General features: G+C 70.3%; 15 protein-coding genes. 6 read left to right on the plus strand and 9 right to left on the minus strand.

Features of this window, described 5'->3' with window-relative positions:
- Positions 1–4: 4 nt before the first annotated feature.
- Both ACTWQA_RS05775 and ACTWQA_RS05780 read right to left on the minus strand, forming a co-directional pair.
- Positions 5–802, minus strand: coding sequence for a polysaccharide deacetylase family protein (locus ACTWQA_RS05775; RefSeq protein ID WP_443158240.1), 798 nt, complete (start codon positions 800–802; stop codon positions 5–7).
- Positions 803–1,256: 454 nt separating this feature from the next.
- Positions 1,257–1,832 carry a helix-turn-helix domain-containing protein gene (locus ACTWQA_RS05780; protein ID WP_443158241.1) on the minus strand — a complete coding sequence of 192 codons (576 nt, stop codon included), beginning with the start codon at positions 1,830–1,832 and terminating at the stop codon, positions 1,257–1,259.
- Positions 1,833–1,926: 94 nt separating this feature from the next.
- On the opposite strand from ACTWQA_RS05780, the gene ACTWQA_RS05785 reads away from it, so the two are divergent.
- Positions 1,927–2,760: an EamA family transporter gene (locus tag ACTWQA_RS05785; RefSeq protein ID WP_443158242.1), complete on the plus strand. Its 834-nt coding sequence runs from the start codon at positions 1,927–1,929 to the stop codon at positions 2,758–2,760.
- Between the two features lie 27 nt (positions 2,761–2,787).
- Positions 2,788–3,732, plus strand: a complete 945-nt coding sequence (locus ACTWQA_RS05790; protein WP_443158243.1) for an anti-sigma factor RsbA family regulatory protein — start codon at positions 2,788–2,790, stop codon at positions 3,730–3,732.
- On the opposite strand, the gene ACTWQA_RS05795 is transcribed toward ACTWQA_RS05790, so the two are convergent.
- Positions 3,729–4,313 (minus strand): sigma-70 family RNA polymerase sigma factor, encoded by a 585-nt coding sequence (locus tag ACTWQA_RS05795; RefSeq protein WP_305916598.1) that lies wholly within the window; start codon positions 4,311–4,313, stop codon positions 3,729–3,731. The genes ACTWQA_RS05790 and ACTWQA_RS05795 overlap by 4 nt on opposite strands.
- A gap of 248 nt (positions 4,314–4,561) precedes the next feature.
- Here ACTWQA_RS05795 and ACTWQA_RS05800 point away from each other — a divergent pair, with 248 nt between their 5' ends.
- On the plus strand, positions 4,562–5,635 hold the full coding sequence (locus ACTWQA_RS05800; RefSeq protein WP_443158244.1) for a PLP-dependent cysteine synthase family protein: 1,074 nt from the start codon (positions 4,562–4,564) through the stop codon (positions 5,633–5,635).
- Here the strand turns inward: ACTWQA_RS05800 and ACTWQA_RS05805 are convergent.
- Entirely contained in the window at positions 5,632–6,612 is a 981-nt protein-coding gene (locus tag ACTWQA_RS05805; protein ID WP_443158245.1) for an ABC transporter substrate-binding protein, read from the minus strand. The genes ACTWQA_RS05800 and ACTWQA_RS05805 overlap by 4 nt on opposite strands.
- A gap of 104 nt (positions 6,613–6,716) precedes the next feature.
- On the opposite strand from ACTWQA_RS05805, the gene ACTWQA_RS05810 reads away from it, so the two are divergent.
- Genes ACTWQA_RS05810 through ACTWQA_RS05820 form a run of 3 tightly spaced genes read left to right on the plus strand, consistent with a single transcriptional unit; the run spans position 6,717 to position 9,570 of the window.
- On the plus strand, positions 6,717–7,751 hold the full coding sequence (locus tag ACTWQA_RS05810) for a FecCD family ABC transporter permease (RefSeq protein ID WP_443158246.1): 1,035 nt from the start codon (positions 6,717–6,719) through the stop codon (positions 7,749–7,751).
- Positions 7,748–8,791 carry a FecCD family ABC transporter permease gene (locus tag ACTWQA_RS05815; protein WP_443158247.1) on the plus strand — a complete coding sequence of 348 codons (1,044 nt, stop codon included), beginning with the start codon at positions 7,748–7,750 and terminating at the stop codon, positions 8,789–8,791. Before ACTWQA_RS05810 ends, ACTWQA_RS05815 begins: the two co-directional genes overlap by 4 nt.
- A complete protein-coding gene (locus ACTWQA_RS05820) occupies positions 8,788–9,570 on the plus strand; it encodes an ABC transporter ATP-binding protein (RefSeq protein WP_443158248.1) in 783 nt (260 codons plus the stop codon). The genes ACTWQA_RS05815 and ACTWQA_RS05820 overlap by 4 nt, the downstream gene beginning before the upstream one ends.
- A 65-nt stretch (positions 9,571–9,635) precedes the next feature.
- Here ACTWQA_RS05820 and ACTWQA_RS05825 read toward each other — a convergent pair whose 3' ends face one another.
- The 5 genes from ACTWQA_RS05825 to ACTWQA_RS05845 form a co-directional block, all read right to left on the minus strand.
- A complete protein-coding gene (locus ACTWQA_RS05825; RefSeq protein ID WP_443158249.1) occupies positions 9,636–11,291 on the minus strand; it encodes a tetratricopeptide repeat protein in 1,656 nt (551 codons plus the stop codon).
- A 251-nt stretch (positions 11,292–11,542) separates the two neighbouring features.
- A complete protein-coding gene (gene ftsY / locus ACTWQA_RS05830) occupies positions 11,543–12,721 on the minus strand; it encodes a signal recognition particle-docking protein FtsY (protein WP_443158250.1) in 1,179 nt (392 codons plus the stop codon).
- Between the two features lie 67 nt (positions 12,722–12,788).
- The gene (locus tag ACTWQA_RS05835) at positions 12,789–16,604 is read right to left on the minus strand and encodes an AAA family ATPase (protein WP_443158251.1); all 3,816 of its coding nucleotides are present in this window, start codon (positions 16,602–16,604) and stop codon (positions 12,789–12,791) included.
- A gap of 167 nt (positions 16,605–16,771) precedes the next feature.
- Positions 16,772–16,966 (minus strand): hypothetical protein, encoded by a 195-nt coding sequence (locus ACTWQA_RS05840; protein WP_090938435.1) that lies wholly within the window; start codon positions 16,964–16,966, stop codon positions 16,772–16,774.
- Between the two features lie 191 nt (positions 16,967–17,157).
- Complete coding sequence (locus tag ACTWQA_RS05845; RefSeq protein WP_443158252.1) at positions 17,158–17,445, minus strand: acylphosphatase; 288 nt, start codon at positions 17,443–17,445, stop codon at positions 17,158–17,160.
- Positions 17,446–17,447: the final 2 nt, after the last annotated feature.

Genomic DNA, 17,447 nt, shown 5'->3' on the forward strand with positions numbered 1-17,447 from the left:
CGGGTCACCGCGAGGTGTACGTCCTGCCCGGCAGCGGCGTCTTGCCGTACAGCTCCGAGACCGTGACGAACGTGAACCCCTTCCTGCTCAGCGTGTCGAGCACCGCCGGCATGGCGTCCACGGTGCTGCGGTGAATGTCGTGCAGCAGGACGATCGACCCGGGTTTGGCCTCGCAAGCCCGCTTGGCCACAGTCGGGGCCGCCCGGTCGCGCCAGTCGAGGGTGTCCACGTTCCACAGGATCTGCGCCAGCCCTTCACGGCGGGTCTCCGCGGCGACGCCGTCGTCCGTGGCCCCGTACGGCGGCCGCATGACCCGCATCCGCACCCCGGTCAGGTGCTCCACGATGTCGTCGGTGTACTTGAGCTCGCGATGGACCGCCTCGTGCGACAGCGCGGCCAGCGGCGGATGGCTCCAGGAGTGGTTGCCGATCTCGTGGCCCTCGTCCACGATGCGCCGCGTGAGGAGCCCGCCCCTGTCGGCGGCCACCATCTGCCCGATGACGAAGAACGTGGCCCGGACATCACGCGCGCTGAGCAGGTCCAGGAGCCGGCCGGTGTGCTCGCCGGGACCGTCGTCGAAGGTCAGGGCCACGCACTTGAGCCGCGCGCAGTCGAACTTGCGGCTACGCGGCCAGCCGGCCTGCATCGACGCCAGCCGCTTGGCCAGCTGGGCGGGATCGACGCTCACCTGCCGCAGCGGCACGATCACCGGCGGTTCCTCGGCAGATCGGCGGTACGCCACCGAGTAGGTGACACAGGCCACCAGGGCGAGCAAGGCCAGCGGCAGAGCCCAGACGCGCATGCTTCCCCCCGAAACCGCGCATGCGGGGGCCTATGGGTAGTCCTGGACCGGTTTTCCCCGCAGTTCCCTGGCCAGGTCGTCCCACCAGAGTGGGATATCGGCCTGCAGTTCCTTGTAGCGGCGCGCCACGCGTATGGCACATCCAACCGGATCCGTACCCAAACGCCGACGTTTCGCAGGTCCTTCCTGCCAGCGGTAAAAACCATCCCTATATCGCACGACAAGGCCTATCCACACCGCGATGGTGGCGTCGTCGCCCACCTCGTACGCGCTGGTGACGCCCAGACCATGAAGCTCCGTGTGGAGCTTCTCCGTCGCCGCTCGGGCCTCACTCACCCGCCACCCCCTGCCGAGGTACCGCCGTTTACCAGGGATGTACCCAGCAACGGTCACGAGTGGTCCAAGATATGCCGGAGTCGTCAACTCCGCAGGGCGATCAGGAACACACTCGCCGTCACTGGTCATGTGTCTCGCGTGGTTCGGCGACCACCATGATGAGCCTGAGCTCCTCCTCGCCCTGGTTCGCATAGCGATGGGGGCGGTCGGCGGTGAAGAGCACGGCGTCGTCCTTGCCGATCACGTGGCTCCTGCCGTAGACGCTGAGCGTCAGCTCACCCTCCAGCACGGTGAGCATCTCGCGGGTACCGGGCGGGTGAGGGTCGCCGTCGTGGTGCTCCCCCGGGGACAGGCGCCAGTCCCACAGCTCCAGGATCATCGGCGTGTCCGCGCCGACGAGCAGCCGCGCCTGCACGTCGCCCTGGCGGAACGTGACCACGTCGGCCTTGTCCACGATCCGCACCATGGGGACGTCCGCGACCTCGACCAGCCGGGCCACGGTGACCCCCAGGGCGGAGGCGATCCTGGTGAGGGTGGAGACACTGGGGTTCGTCCGCCCCTGCTCGACCTGGACGAGCATGCCCCGGCTGACACCGGACCTGGCGGCCAGCTGGTCCAGCGTCAGCCCTCGGTGCGAGCGCTGGAAGCGCACATTGTTGGCGACGGCCTGATTGATCAGCTCGGGATCCTCCATGGAGTGCAGTCTAGTGAACTTGATTTGCACTATGTTGCACCTATTGTGTTGTACTAGGAGTGCAACTCATTGAACTGACCCGAGGAGAACAAGGGTGACCGCAGTGATCTTGGCTACCGCCTGCGCGGTGGTCTACGGCACGGCCGACTTCTTCGGCGGCCTGGCCACCCGACGGACCCAGGTGCTGGCGGTCGTCATCCTCTCCCAGCTGGCGGGGCTGACGCTGATCCTCGCCCTGCTGCCGTTGCTCCCGGGCACGTTCAGCGACCGGGCGATCCTGTGGGGGCTGGCCGCAGGACTGTCGGGCGCCGCCGGGCTGGCGCTGTTCTACCGGGCGCTGGCCACGGGGGTCATGTCGGTGGTCGCGCCGACGACCGCGGTGACCTCGGCGGCGTTGCCTGTGGTGTTCGGGCTGGCCACGGGCGAGCGGCCGGGGTTCTGGGCGCTGACCGGCGTTGCGCTGGCCCTGGGCTCGGTGTTGCTGGTCAGCCAGGACGGGTCCCCCGGCGGGCGCGCCTCGCTCGGGGCGCTGGTGTCCTCGCTGGCCGCGGGCGCCGGGTTCGGCGGGTTCTTCATCCTGCTCGCCATGGCGCCGGCCGAGGCAGGCCTGTGGCCGCTGGTCGGGGCCAGACTGTCATCGGTGAGCGTGGTGGCGCTGGTGGCCCTGGCCGCCCGGCGCTCGCTCCGGCCGCGGGCGGGCTCGCTGCGCATCATCGTGGCCGCGGGCGTGCTCGACATGGTGGCGAACGTGCTCTTTCTGCTGGCGCAGCGCCAGGGCCTGCTCAGCCTGGTCGCCGTGCTGGTGTCGCTCTACCCCGCCAGCACGCTGCTGCTGGCGAGGCAGGTGCTCGGAGAGCGGCTCAACACGATCCAGATGACCGGTGTGGCATGCGCGCTCGGCGCGGTGGCCCTGATAGCCGTTGCATAGCCACGCGGCGCTTGTTACGTTTCGCCCGTGCGCCCTGAGCGGGCACGTTTCGATGGCGAGGGTCTGCGGCACGTCGGCGTGCCCTACGACTCCGATGAGTCCTTTCTGGATCTCACCGTGCCGCGCGTGCGGGCCGCGCTCGACGAGGACAGGCGGGTGCTGGTGATCACCGGCGCGGCCAGGCTCGCCCTGCTGGCCGACGCCCTGGGCGACGACGCGGGACACGTCGACACCCGGGTCTCCACCGCTTGGTACGGCCATCCGTACCGCACACTGGCCGCCTACCACGACTACACACGCGGGCGCCGAACTCTCGTGATCGCCGAGCCCAGCTGGGAGGGCCTGAGCCGGCGCGAGATCACGGAGCTGATCCGCTACGAGTCCGTCGTCAACGCCGCGCTCAGCGCGGCCTCGGCCGTCATGTTGTGCATGTACGACCTCCGCGAGGTGCCGCCTGCCGCGCTCGACTACCACGAGGTGAACCACCCGCTCCTGCTCGGCGTGGACGGCGAGGCGACCAGCACCCGTTTCATCCCGCCCCACCAACTGGTGCTCAACGACGACCACGCGCCGCTCCCCGAGCCGGGACCCGGCGCGGTGACCATCCGGTTCACCGGACGTGAGCTGCGGTGGCTGCGCCAGAGCGTCGGCGAGTACGCCCGCGCGGCGGGCATGGACCGCAACCTCATCACGTCGCTGGTCATCAGCGTCTCAGAGATCGCCGCGAACAGCATCGAACACGGCGCCGGATACGGCACGATCACGATGTGGGAGAACAACGGGGAGCTCATCTGCGAGATCGCCGACCCCGGCGGCTCGCTGGACGACCCCTTACCCGGCTATATACCACCTGAGCCCGAGTCCCCCAGGGGATACGGGCTCTGGATCAGTCGTCAGCTCTGCGATCTCGTGGAGCTGCGCACGGAAGGCGGACTGTTACGCGTCCGCCTTCATCTGTCTATGCAGTCCTAGGCAGCACGCTGGGTCGGGACGCGGACAGCGCCCTCCTCGCGGGCGTACTCCTCCAGCATGCCGCGCAACTGCCGGCGGCCCCGGTGCAAACGGGACATGACAGTGCCGATGGGCGTGCCCATGCGGTCAGCGATCTCCTTGTACGCGAACCCTTCGACGTCGGCCAGGTAGACGGCCACGCGGAAGTCCTCGGGCAGGGACCGCAGGGCGTTCATCACGACGTTGTCGGGAAGCCGGTCGAGCGCCTCGCTCTCGGCCGACCGCAGGCCCGTCGAGCTGTGCGACTCGGCGGCGTGCAGCTGCCAGTCCTCGATCTCCTCGGCGGCGGACAGCTTGGGCGAGCGCTGCTTCTTCCGGTAGTCGTTGATGAAGTTGTTGGTCAGGATCCGGTGCAGCCACGCCTTGAGGTTCGTGCCCTCCCGGAACTGGTGATACGACGTATATGCCTTCGCCACCGTCTCCTGCACCAGATCCTCCGCGTCAGCGGCGTTACGGGTGAGGCGCATGGCAGAGGCGAACAGCTGCGACGTCACCGGCACGACATCGCGCTCGAACCAGTCCTGACGCTGCTCATCGGTCATAGTGATCAATTCATTCCCCCTTGCGCTATCCCCCGTTTCGGCACAGGCCGCCTGACGGCGGTCCCATCATGGCAAGTCCCGGGTAAGGGACGCGTTAACGAGGATCCGCCTGGGTCAGAGGGGGGTTCCGTCCATCTGCTCGCGGCGTGCGTGGTCACGTCCACGGCCGGACAAGTCTCAATAGCATAACACTAACCACCCAAATTCGCAGTTCTAGTGGCCAACGTCACATGGGATAGCGTAAGGACATGGATTTCGTGGACCATCACAACACGGGAACGCGCCGCTGGGTGGCGGAAGCCATCCGCACGGTCGAAGCCGACGCCAACCGCAGTTGTGACACACACCTGCACGTCTTTCCGCTGCCCTCGGACTGGGGTGTAAACCTCTACTTGAAAGACGAGTCGGTGCACCCGACCGGTTCACTGAAACATCGACTTGCCCGATCCCTATTCCTCTACGGCCTGGCGAACGGCTGGATCGGACCCACGACCACGATCGTCGAGGCGTCCAGCGGCTCCACGGCCGTGAGCGAAGCCTACTTCGCCCGGCTGCTCGGCCTGCCCTTCATCGCCGTCATGCCCGCCTCCACGTCACCGGAGAAGTGCCACCTCATCGAGTTCTACGGTGGGAAATGTCACCTCGTGGCGGACGCCGGCGCGATCTATGACGAATCTCACCGTCTCGCCGCCGAGGCCGGCGGGCACTTCATGGACCAGTTCACCTACGCGGAGCGGGCCACCGACTGGCGCGGCAACAACAACATCGCCGAATCGATCTATTCGCAGATGTCCATGGAGCCCCACCCCGAGCCCTCCTGGATCGTGGTCGGGGCCGGCACCGGCGGCACGTCGTCGACCATCGGCCGCTACATCCGCTACCGCCGCCACCCCACCCGGCTGGCTGTCGTCGACCCCGAGGGCTCGGCCTTCTACCCCGCCTGGATTTCCGGCGACGCCTCCGTCACCGCCCGGGGCTCGCGCATCGAGGGGATCGGCCGCCCCCGCGTCGAGCCTTCGTTTCAGCCGTCCGTCATCGACCGCATGATCGCGGTGCCCGACGCCCGCTCGATCGCCGCCATGCACTGGACCCGCGAGGTCACCGGCCTGAACGTCGGCGGCTCCACGGGCACCAACATGGCGGCCTGCGTGGAGCTGATCGACGAGATGCGGCGAAAGGGCGAGCGGGGCAGCGTCGTCACGCTGATCTGCGACAGCGGCGACCGCTACAAGGGCACGTACGGCAATCCGGAGTGGCTCGCCGGCCAGCGTCTGGACGTCGAGCCACACCTGACGGAGCTCCGCGCCTGGCTGCCTCGTTAGGCGGCCCTGGCCGGGTCCACGCCGAAGAACTTGGCAACGTCGTCCAGGATCGAGTGCGCACCCTGGATGCCCACCGCGGTCATCCAGGTCAGGTCGGCGACGTCGTGCTTCTCGCCCTTGAGCTTGCCCCACAGCGGGTTGTTCAGGAACTTGTCCTTGGTCTCGGCCACCGTCGGGTCCTCGTAGGTGGAGACGAAGATGTGGTCGGCGTCCAGGTCCGCGATCTTCTCCTGGCTCACGTCCACCACGATCGAGTCCTCCACGGTCGGCTGGCCGTCGGGGCGCGGGAAGCCGACGTCCTTCATCACGATGCCGGAGTAGGACTTCTCCACGTACAGGCGGACCGTGGGCTCACCGGCGAACCGCACGATGGAGATCGTGGGCAGCTCGCCGCCTTCCTTCTCCTTGATCGACGTGCCGATCTTGGCGGCCCGGTCCTCGTACTCCTTGATCTTGGTGTCGGCGAGCTGCTCCTTGCCCAGGGCCTGCCCCATGAGCCGGATGTTCTCCTTCCAGATGGCCCCGGTGGTCTCGCTGAAGACGGTCGGCGCGATCTTGGAGAGCTTGTCGTACAGGGCCTCGTGCCGGACCTTGGCGGAGACGATCAGGTCGGGCTTGAGCGCGATGATCTTCTCCAGGCTGGGCTCCTCCAGCGTGCCGACCGGGGTCGCCTCCTTGCCATACTGCTCGGCGACGGTCCCCAGATAGTCGGGCAGCTTGTCGTCAAGCGAGCGATACGTCGTGTAGCCCACCACGGGCGTCTCCAGCGTGAGGACGGCGTCGACGAAGCTCTGGTCGAGCGCCACGACCCGCTTCGGCTGAGCGGGGATCTTCGTCTCACCCATCGCGTGCTTGACGGTCTTGAACGGCGCGGCCGCCGTGGCGCCGGCAGTGGTGGTGGCGGCGGGCTCCGTCGAACCGCAGGCGGCGAGTCCCGCCACAAGAAGAGCGCCGACCAGCGCACGCAACGGTCTCATGGTCAAAGTTCCTTCCCTGAAAAGTAAGGCAAACCTAAGTTAGGTAAGCCCTGCCTAAACTGGCATACTTCACCGGGATCGAGCAAATGCCGAGGAGGAACAGGGTGAGCACAACCGTGGCCGCGCCGCGCCTCCACGGCATCCGTCACCGCCGGCTCACCGTCCTGCTCGCGCTTGTCGCCGCCGTGGCGGTGGCCGTGGTGCTCAGCATCACGATCGGCTCCAAGTCCGTGCCGCTCGCCGACGCCTGGGCCGCGCTCACCGCGCCCACCGGCAGCGAGAACGACATCATCATCCGCTCGCTCCGCGTTCCGCGGACCGTCTTAGGGGTGCTCGCCGGCCTCGCGCTCGGCGTGGCCGGCGCGCTGATGCAGGGCCACACCCGCAACCCGCTCGCCGACCCGGGCCTGCTCGGGGTCACGCAGGGGGCGGCGTTCGCGATGGTGGCCTCGATCATCCTGCTGGGCGCCTCCAGCCTCCTCGTCTACATCTGGTTCGGGCTGGCGGGGGCGTTGATCGCCAGTGTGGCGGTGTTCGCGCTCGGCATGGCAGGCGGCAGGGGCGGGCCCACGCCCGTCACGCTGGCGCTGGCCGGCACCGCCGTCAGCGCCATGTTGTACGCGCTCACCTCGGCCATCGTGCTGCTGGACGAGCAGGCCATGGACGTGTTCCGCTTCTGGCAGGCCGGCTCGATCGCGGCCAGGGGCGCCGACGTGGTCTGGCAGGTGCTGCCGTTCATCCTGGTGGGCCTGCTCCTCGCGACGGTCAACGCGCCCGGCCTGAACGCGCTTTCGCTCGGTGAGGACGTGGCCAGGAGCCTCGGCCAGAACATCGCCATGACGCGCACCATCGGCGTCGCCGCCGTCACCCTGTTGTCGGGCGCGGCAGTCGCCGCGTGCGGCTCGCTGTCGTTCGTCGGCCTGATCGTGCCCCACCTGGCCCGCCCTCTGTCGGGCACCGACCACCGGTGGCTGCTGCCGTACTCGGGGCTGATCGGCGCGGCGCTGCTGCTGCTCGCGGACGTGATCGGCCGCGTGGTCGCCCCGCCGGGCGAGCTGGAGGTCGGCGTGGTACTCGCGCTGATCGGCGCCCCCTTCTTCGTGGCCCTGGTCCGCCGCAGGAAGCCGGTGCGACTGTGACCGCTCTCTCCCTGCGCGTCGGCGCCCTGTCCTGGCGGGTACGCCTGCGCGGCGTCGCGATCACCCTGTTCGGCCTGGTCCTCCTCGCCCTGCTCATGGCCTTGAACATGCGCATCGGCGACATCGAGATGACCGTTGCCGAGGTGATCGCCGGCACCTTCGACCCGAACAGCGCCGCCCACTTCATCATCATGGAGCTACGCCTGCCGCGCGCGCTGACCGGCGCCCTGGTCGGCGCGGCGCTCGCGCTGTCCGGCGCCATCATCCAGTCCATCGCCCGCAACCCGCTGGCCAGCCCCGAGATCCTCGGCGTCACCACCGGCGCCTCCGTCACGGTCGTGGCCGGCGTGGTGGCCAGCGGCAGCGTGTACGGCGGCACCAGCGGCCTGCTCGCCACCCTCGGCATCCCCGCGCTCGCCCTGCTCGGCGGCCTGATCGGCGCGGCCGTCGTGTACGGGCTGGCGTGGCGGCGCGGCCTGGACGGCTACCGCCTGGTCCTGGTCGGCATCGGCGTGGCCGCCGTCTTCACCAACGTCAAGTTCTGGCTCCTGACCGTCGGCGACGTCAACGACACCGCCCGCGCCATGGTCTGGATCAGCGGCTCGCTCAACGGACGCGGCTGGGAGCACGTGGCGCCCACGGCCCTAGCCCTGGTCGTGCTGGTGCCGCTGACCCTGCTCGGCACGCGCTCGCTCGACGCGCTGCGCTTCAGCGACGACACGGTCACTTCCCTGGGCGTGCGCACGAACCTGGCCCGCGCCCTGATGATCCTGGCCGCCGTGCTGCTGGCCGCCGTGGCCACGGCCTCGGCCGGGCCGATCGCGTTCGTGGCGCTCGCCTCCCCGCAGATCGCGCTCCGGCTGGCCCGCTCGGGGCAGCCGCCGCTGCTGTGCTCGGCGGTCATCGGCGGCGTGCTCACCACGGCCGCCGACCTGATCGCCAGGACCGCGTTCTCGCCGATCGAGCTGCCCGTCGGCATCGTCACCGCCGTGCTGGGCGCCCCATACTTGATCCATCTGATCTGGAGGTCTCGCAAGTGAGACTGCAGGCCGCCGGCGTCAAGCTCGGATACGGCGACCGCGTCGTCGTCGACGGGCTCGACCTGGGCATCGAGGCGGGCACGGTGACCACGATCATCGGCCCCAACGGCTGCGGCAAGTCCACGCTGCTGCGCGCGCTCGGCCGCCTGCTCAAGCCGCAGGGCGGCGAGGTGCTGCTGGACGGCAAGCGCATCGACAGGATCCCCACCCGCGAGGTGGCCAAGATCCTCGGCGTGCTCCCCCAGGCGCCCACCGCTCCCGAAGGGCTGACCGTGGCCGACCTGGTGGCCAGGGGCCGGCATCCGCACCAGACCTGGTACCGGCAGTGGTCCTCCGACGACGAGGACGCGGTCGCGGCGGCGCTGGACATGACGGGCCTGGCCGACCTCGCCGAGCGGCCGCTGGACGAGCTGTCGGGCGGGCAGCGGCAGCGGGCGTGGATCTCCATGGCGCTGGCCCAGGGCACGGATCTGCTGCTGCTCGACGAGCCCACGACGTTCCTGGACCTGGCGCATCAGGTGGAGGTGCTGGAGCTCGTCCGGCACCTGCACCAGGAGGCCGGCCGCACGGTCGTCATGGTCCTGCACGACCTCAACCTGGCCGCCCGCTACGCCGACCGGCTGGTGGCCATGCGGGCCGGCCGGGTGATCGCGGCGGGCTCCCCGCACGAGGTGCTCACGGAGGAGCTGCTGGGCGAGGTGTTCGAGCTGGACGCGAAGGTCATCGAGGACCCCGTGGCCGGGACGCCGCTGGTGGTGCCGATCAGGCCGCGTTCCTGACCCCGGTGCCGCTCAAGCGGCGCTCCCGGCTTGCCACCCGCGGGCTGCGTCCCGCCGTCGAGTCGTCAGACCTCGGCCAGCGCCCGCTTCACGTCCTCGTCGCCAGGGGCCAGCTCGGCGGCCCTGAGCAGGTCCTTCCTGGCCTGGTCCGGCCGGCCCGCGGCCCGATGCACCACCGACCTGTTGAACAGCAACTCGGCGGTCTCCTCCAGCTCCAGCGCCCGCGCCAGATCGGCCAGCGCCGCCTCGTGGTCGCCACGCTCGAAGGCCAGCTCGGCCCGGTTGGCCCAGCCCGCCGCCAGGCCCGGATCGAGCTCCAGCGCCTGGTCGAACGCGATGCGCGCTTCCGGCAGGTGGCCCTCGGCCAGCTCCACCTGACCGAGCACGCACAGCAGGTGGGGGTCGCGCGGCGCGATCTCCAGTCCGTGCTCGACGTCGTCCCTGGCCTGGGCGTGATCCCCGGCCGCCACCCGGAGTCCGGCGCGGTTGACGTAGGCGGGCGCGAAGGCCGGGTCCAGCTCCAGCGTGTGATCCAGGTCGGCCAGGGCGCCGGCCAGATCACCGGCGGCGAAGCGCAGCTCGGACCGGTTGTAGTAGGCCTCGGGGAACGGCGGGCTCAGCCGCATGACGGCCTCGTAGTCGGCCAGGGCCTCCTCGGTCCTGCCGAGCCTGTGCAGCAGGTTGCCGCGGTCGAGGTAGTAGTCGGGGTAGCCGGGGTCGGCCTCGACGGCCCGCGTGTAGTCGGCCAGTGCCTCCTCCTCGCGGCCGGCCATGGCCAGGAGCTGGGCCCGGTTGGCGTGCAGGACGAGCCGGTGGATCGGGTGCTCGCCCGGCAGGTCCGCATCGGCCAGGTCGATGGCCCGCTGCACGAGCTCCATGGCGGCCTCGCGGCGTCCCCTGCGTACCTCGACCAGGGCCTTGCCGTTGAGGTCGAAGCCGAGGTGGAAGGCCCGCTCGCGCGGGTCAGGCAGGAGGGACGTGATCGTGATCGCCTCGTTGATCCAGGCCAGGGCGTGCTCGGGGTCGCGCCGGTCGTGGTCGTGGTGGCGTACGAGGATCATGGCGGTGGCGTAGGCGGCGGTGGCGCGCTGTTTGGGGTCCGTGCTCTCGCGCCGGGCCCGGTCGTAGAGCTCGCGGGCCTCGTCCTCGCGTTCGATGGCCTCCAGGGCGGCGGCGACGCGCAGCAGGAGCGGCACATCCTCCACACCGCGCAACGCCTCCAGGCCCGACTCCGCCATGGCGTGGTGGAAGCCCTCGTCGCGGTAGCGGTCGAAGTCGGCGGGCAGGGGCCCGGCGCCCGGCGCGGAGGGGCCCTCGTCGATTCTGAGGAGGCCGGGGTCCAGCCTGCGCCGCAGCACGGCGACGAGCTCGGCGTCGGTGTGGTCGGCCTCGCCCAGGTTCGTCACGGTCAGGGCCAGCGCCCCGGTCCGGCGCAGGTGGTCGCGGACGAACTCGGCCAGCCCGTTGGCGATCCTGAGGCTGCGCCGGGCGCCAGGCACGAGGACTCGCTGCGCCCTGGGCAGATCATCGGCCAGCGACCGCCGCCGCGCGGGCACGGCGCCGCGCAGGTGGGGCGCCGCCGCGCGGATCTCGATGTCGTGGTCGGCGACCAGGCCGGGCCGATGGTCCAGCGCCTGCGGGACGAGGCGGTCGAGGAGCGCCGCGGCCAGCGTGTACGGGCCGCCGACACGGCGGTCGGCGTCGAGCAGGATCGTGTCCACACGAACCTCCTTGGCGCCGGCGCCCCCGACGAGACGCCGGGCCGGCGGTTGTCAGGAGCAGTGTCTTGGCGCGGCCGCAGCCGTCGGCTTCACGGTCCCGGGCCTGTGGACAACGATCTTCTTCATGGGCGCCCTTTCACCTGAATGCGATCATTGATGACCGGTACATCTCAACACAGACATATGTGACCGATCACCCTTTATCCGGTAAGGGCCATTACCGGACTAATTACCGTATGACCGGAAATCGATCATTCGCCGAGGATCGCGTCCACGAACACCTCGGGATCGAACGGCGCCAGGTCGTCCGGCCCCTCGCCCAGCCCCACGACCTTGACCGGAACGCCCAGCTCCCGCTGCACCGAGATCACGATGCCGCCCTTGGCGGTGCCGTCGAGCTTGGTCAGCGCGATGCCGGTGACGTTGACCACCTCGGCGAACACCTGGGCCTGGCGCATGCCGTTCTGGCCCGTGGTGGCGTCGAGGACGAGCAGCACCTCATCCACCGTGGCCTTCTTCTCGATGACCCGCTTGACCTTGCCCAGCTCGTCCATGAGCCCGGTCTTGGTGTGCAGGCGGCCGGCGGTGTCGACGATGACCACGTCGACCTTCTCCTCGATGCCCTTGGCCACGGCGTCGAAGGCCACGGAGGCCGGGTCGCCGGCCTCGGGGCCGCGCACCGTGTCAGCGCCGACCCGCTCGCCCCAGGTCTGCAGCTGGTCGGCGGCCGCGGCGCGGAAGGTGTCCGCCGCGCCGAGCACGACCTTCTTGCCGTCGCCGACGAGGAACCGGGCGAGCTTGCCGGTGGTGGTGGTCTTGCCGGTGCCGTTGACGCCCACGATGAGCGCCACCGCGGGCCGCTCGCCGTGCTTCTGGATGTGCAGCGTGCGATCCAGGTCGGGGTTGATCTGGATGAGCAGCTGCTCGCGCAGCAGGCCGCGCACCTCCTCGGGCGTGCGGCTGCCCAGCACCTTGACCTTGGTGCGCAGCTCCTCCACGATCGCGCGGGTCGGCGCGACACCCACGTCGGCCGTGATCAGGCGCTCCTCGATCTCGTCCCAGACCTCGTCGTCGAGCCGGTCGCGGGACAGCAGCTCCAGCAGGCCCCGCCCGAGCGTGCTCTGCGAACGCGCCAGGCGCGAGCGCAGCCGCACCATCCGGCCCGCGGACGGCGGCGGCACCTCGATCTCGGGCTTGACGACGGCCGGCTCGGCCGGTTTCGCCGGAGGCGGCAGCGTGGTGGTCGCGCCCTCGCCCTCCTCGCCCACGCCGGCGGGCCGCTGCTCCTTCTCCTCCGGTATCGGGAGGGTCTCAGGCGGCTTGACGGGCGGGGCCGCCTTGCGGCCCGGCCTGAAGAGCAGGAACAGGCCGCCCGCCGCCAGCAGGGCGACGACGGCCACGATCACGATGACGCCGAGGTAACCATCCACAAGATGTCAGTTTTCCAGATCGTCCGGCCCAGTTGGACCAGCAGGGTCACGCACACGACCACACCGATCAGGCGGACTCGCGCTCCCGAAGCCGCTGGCTGACGACCTGCGTCACGCCGTCGCCGCGCATCGACACGCCGTAGAGCGCGTCGGCGATCTCCATCGTGCGCTTGTTGTGGGTGATGACGATCAGCTGCGAGCTCTGCCGCAACTCCTCGAACAGGGTCAGCAGCCGCTGCGTGTTCGTGTCGTCGAGCGCGGCCTCGACCTCGTCCATCACGTAGAACGGCGACGGCCGCGCCTTGAAGATGGAGATCAGGAACGCCACCGCCGTGAGCGACCGCTCCCCGCCCGACAGCAGCGACAGCCGCTTGACCTTCTTGCCCGGCGGCCTGGCCTCGACCTCGATGCCGGTGGTCAGCATGTCGTTGGGATCGGTCAGCACCAGGCGGCCATCGCCTCCGGGGAAGACCCTGGTGAAGATCTGCTCGAACTCGCGGGCCACGTCCTCGTACGCGGCGGCGAACATCTGCTCGACGCGGTCGTCGACCTCCTTGACCACGGTCAGCAGGTCACGCCTGGTCTTCTTGAGGTCTTCCAGCTGCGAGGTGAGGAAGGCGTGCCGCTCCTCCAGCGCCGCGAACTCCTCCAGCGCGAGCGGGTTGACCTTGCCCAGCTGGTTCATCTGCCGTTCGGCGGCCCTGGCCCGCTTTTCCTGCTCTTCGCGCACGTAGGGGATGGGCGGGTCGCCGGGGATCGGGACCTCGGGGCCGTACTCGGAGATCAGTGCCTCGACCTCGACCCCGAATTCGTCCATCGCCCGCTGCTCCAGCTGCTCCAGCCGCAGGCGCTGCTCGGTGCGGGCCACCTCGCTGCCGTGCACGCGGTTGACCAGCTTGTCCAGCTCCTGGCCGAGCTCGCGGACCCGCAGGCGCACCTGCTTGAGCTCCGCGTCGACGGCCACCCTGGCCAGATCGGCCTCGTCGCGCTCCCTGGCGGCGAGCCGGACGGACTCGGCCAGGGCCCTGAGCACCTGCTTGGCGCCCTTGCTGACCGACTCGGCCACCGCCGCCTGCCGCCTGCGCCTGGCGCGCTGGGCGGCCGCCTGGGCGCGTTCGTGGCGTTCGCGCTGCGCGGCCCGCACGAGGCCGTCGGCGCGGCCCTCGATGCCCTTGACGCGTTCTTCCGCGGTGCGTACCTGGAGCCGGGTGTCCATCTCCCGCTGCCTTGCCACCTCGCAAGCGCCGGCCAGCTCGTCGCGCAGGTCGGTGGTGGGCTCGGACTCCAGCTCTTGGGCGTATTCGGCCTCGGCCAGGCGGATCTCCAGCTCGGCCAGCTCCTCCTGGCCCTCGGCGCGGGCCTCCTCCGCCTTCGTGACGCTGCCTGCCAGCCGCTCGGCCTCGGCGCGGGCGGCGTTGGCGGCCGCCTCGAGCTGGGCCAGGCGCTGGGCGGCCGCGGCGGTGCGCTGGTCGGCCTCCCTCTGGCGGGCCCTGACCTGGTCCAGCGTGCCCTGGGCGGCGCTCACGCCGGCCTGGGCGGTGGTGACGGCGGTCTGGGCCTCACTCACCTGCCCCTGGGCGGCCTCCAGCGCCGCCTGGGCGCGCTGCTCCAGGCCGATCGCCTCGTCCAGGCCCGCGGCGGTCTCCTCGGCCCTGGCCTCGGCCCGCTCCAGGTCCCTTACTGCCTCATCGAGCGCGGCCCGCACCTGCAGCACGGAAGTGCCGCCCTCGGACCCGCCGCTGGCCAGATGTGCCCCGACCACGTCACCCGCCCTGGTGACGGCCTTCAGGTGGGGGTGCCGGTCGACCAGGTCGCGGGCGGCGTCCAGGCCCGATACGACCACGACGCCCTCAAGCACATGGTCCAGGGCGGGGCGCAGGTGGTCGGGCACGGTGACCAGGTCGGCCACCCACTCGCCGCCCTCTGGCGCCGCCGCACGCGGACGCCGGACCGCGCCGTATGCCTCGCCGGCGCGGCGCTCCGACGGGTCGCCGGCCGCGGCGGTGAGCGCGTTGTCGGCGGCCGCGGCAGTCAGCGCATCGTCGCCATCCGGGCCGGTGCCGAGAGCCGCCGTGTGCTCGTCCTGTGCGCCACCGTTCAGCGCCACCAAGAGGGTCGCCTGGCCGGCGCCTCCCGTGCGCAGCAACTCCAGCGCCTCGACGGCCGTGTCCAAGCTCTTGACGACGATGGCCTCGGTGACCTGTCCCAGGATGGCCGCCACCGCCAGCTCGGCCCCCGGCGTGACCTGCATCGAGGCGGCCAGCGGGCCGAGCACCCCGGCCAGGTCCGCATCCAGCAGGGCCGCGCCGCCGTCGCCCTTGGCCAGCCCCAGCTCCAGCGCGTCCCGGCGAGCGACCAGGGCGGCCACGGACCGCTGGGCCTCCTGGTCGGCGGAGCGGGCGGTCCCGACCCCCGACTTGGCGGCCTGGAGCGCGGCACGCGGCGCGTCCAGCGCGGACTTGGCCTCCTCCGCCGCGAGTCTGGCCTCGTCGGCCACGGCCTTGGCCTCCTCGACCACGGCCTGCGCCGTGGCCAGCTCCTCGGCGAGGGCGGGATCGACCGCGGGCTCCTCCTGCCGCTGCGTTTCGAGGTCCTCCCTGGCCTGCCGCTCGCGATCGGCCGCGTCGGCCACGGCCTGCTGGAGCCGGCCGATCTCCTCCTCGGCGGCCCTGGCCCGGCTTCGTACGGAATCGACCTGGCCGCGCAGCTTGGCCAGCCCCTCGCGGCGGTCGGCGGCGGCCCTGGCGGCCAGCGCCAGCCGCTGCTCCTCGGCGCTCAGCTCGGCCTCGGAGTCGGCCCGCCGCTGGACGGCCTCCTCCAGCAGCTCCTGGGCGTGCTCCAATTCGGCCTTGAGCACGAGCTCCTGCTCGCGCACCTCGGCCGCCTCCCGTTCGAGATCCTCCGGGTCCCGGCCGCGGCGCTCGATGGCGGCGGCGTCCAGCGCGTGCCGGTGGCGCTCGGCGGCGAGCTGCTCCAGGCCGGTGATGCGCTCGCGCAGCGACGAGAGCCTGAAGTAGGTCTCCTGCGCGGCCGCCAGCCGGGGCTGGGCCTCGGCCTCGGCGCTCTCCAGCGCCGCCTCGCGCTGCTGGGTCTCGGCCAGCTCGGCCTCCACCTGGTTGCGCCTGGCCATGATCGCGGCCTCGTCGGCGGCCTCGCGCTCCAGCGTCACCCGCAGGATGCCCAGGTCGTCGGCCAGCAGCCGCAGCCTCGCGTCTCGCAGGTCGGCCTGGATGACGGCGGCCTTGCGGGCGATCTCCGCCTGCCGACCCAGCGGCTTGAGCTGGCGGCGCAGCTCGGTGGCGAGGTCCTGGACGCGGGTCAGGTTGGCCTGCATGGCGTCCAGCTTGCGCAGCGCCTTTTCCTTGCGCTTGCGGTGCTTGAGCACGCCGGCGGCCTCTTCGATGAACGCCCGCCGGTCCTCAGGCCCCGCGTGGAGAACGGCGTCGAGCTGGCCCTGCCCGACGATCACGTGCATCTCGCGGCCGATGCCCGAGTCGGACAGCAGCTCCTGGATGTCCAGCAGGCGGCACGTGTCGCCGTTGATCGCGTATTCGCTCTGCCCCGACCGGAACATCAGCCGGCTGATCGTGACCTCGGTGTAGTCGATCGGCAGCGCGCCGTCGGAGTTGTCGATGGTCAGCGTCACCTCGGCACGTCCCAGCGGGGGCCGGGAGGAGGTGCCGGCGAAGATCACGTCCTCCATCTTCCCGCCACGCAGCGACTTGGCGCTGTGCTCCCCCATGACCCAGGCCAGGGCGTCGACGACGTTGGACTTGCCGGAGCCGTTGGGGCCGACCACGCAGGTGATGCCCGGCTCGAACCGCAGGGCGGTCGCGGAGGCGAAGGACTTGAAGCCGCGCAGGGTGAGGGTCTTCAAATACAAGCGCGACCCCCTTCTCCCTGAACGGACTTCGGAAAAGACTACTGGTCCTGACTGCCCCACGTGGGCATGTACAGTCCGGGACGGCCTTGACCAGGGCTTTTCAATTCAGGGCAAATAACAAGGGACGCCTCTCCGAGACGTCCCTGGGTCTTGCGCTCCGATCACTCTCAGGTGAGTGCCGGCTCGCGCTCTTGCATACGGCTTAGCGCCTCGTCGCGAGTTTGCGCTGCAAGAGCGTCATTCGTGGCCTGAAGTCGGATGAGTTCTGCCTCCAGGTCACGGATACGCTGCTGCAGGCGGCGCATCTCCGAGACCATCCGAGGGTCAGGACCGCCGACGTGGCCGAGTAGAGCCTTCGCCATGGTAAAGGGTCCTCCACGCTGAGTGACCAGACTGGTTCGCGCACTTCTTATTCCGCGGGAGGGGTGCGCGTGGTACCTAACAAGAGTCGCACCGGCAGTGTGGGCGGTCAAGTCGAACAAACCGCTGCGCCCTACTGATGGGCACTCCCGACATACAACTATACCCTATTTGGCCGGTTTACCGGAAGCGGCTACCGCTCCACAAAACCGCCCAAGCTACCTCGGGGTTCGCTCCAGCGTTCTACTACTCCATCGACCCTGCCCGGCGTGTCGCAACCTTTGAGCAGCTCCAGCAGCTTGACGCAGCTCTCACGCGGCCCCTCCGCGACGACCTCCACCCGGCCGTCCTCGGTGTTGCGCGCCCAGCCCGCCAGACCTAGCTCCAAGGCCTTGGCCCGGGTCCACCAGCGGAACCCCACACCCTGGACTCTCCCCCGTACCCACGCCGTCAGCCTGACGTTTTCCGAATTTTCCTGCATTT

Origin of the sequence: Nonomuraea sp. 10N515B (assembly GCF_052245915.1) — a bacterium.
In the GTDB taxonomy this organism is placed as follows: domain Bacteria; phylum Actinomycetota; class Actinomycetes; order Streptosporangiales; family Streptosporangiaceae; genus Nonomuraea.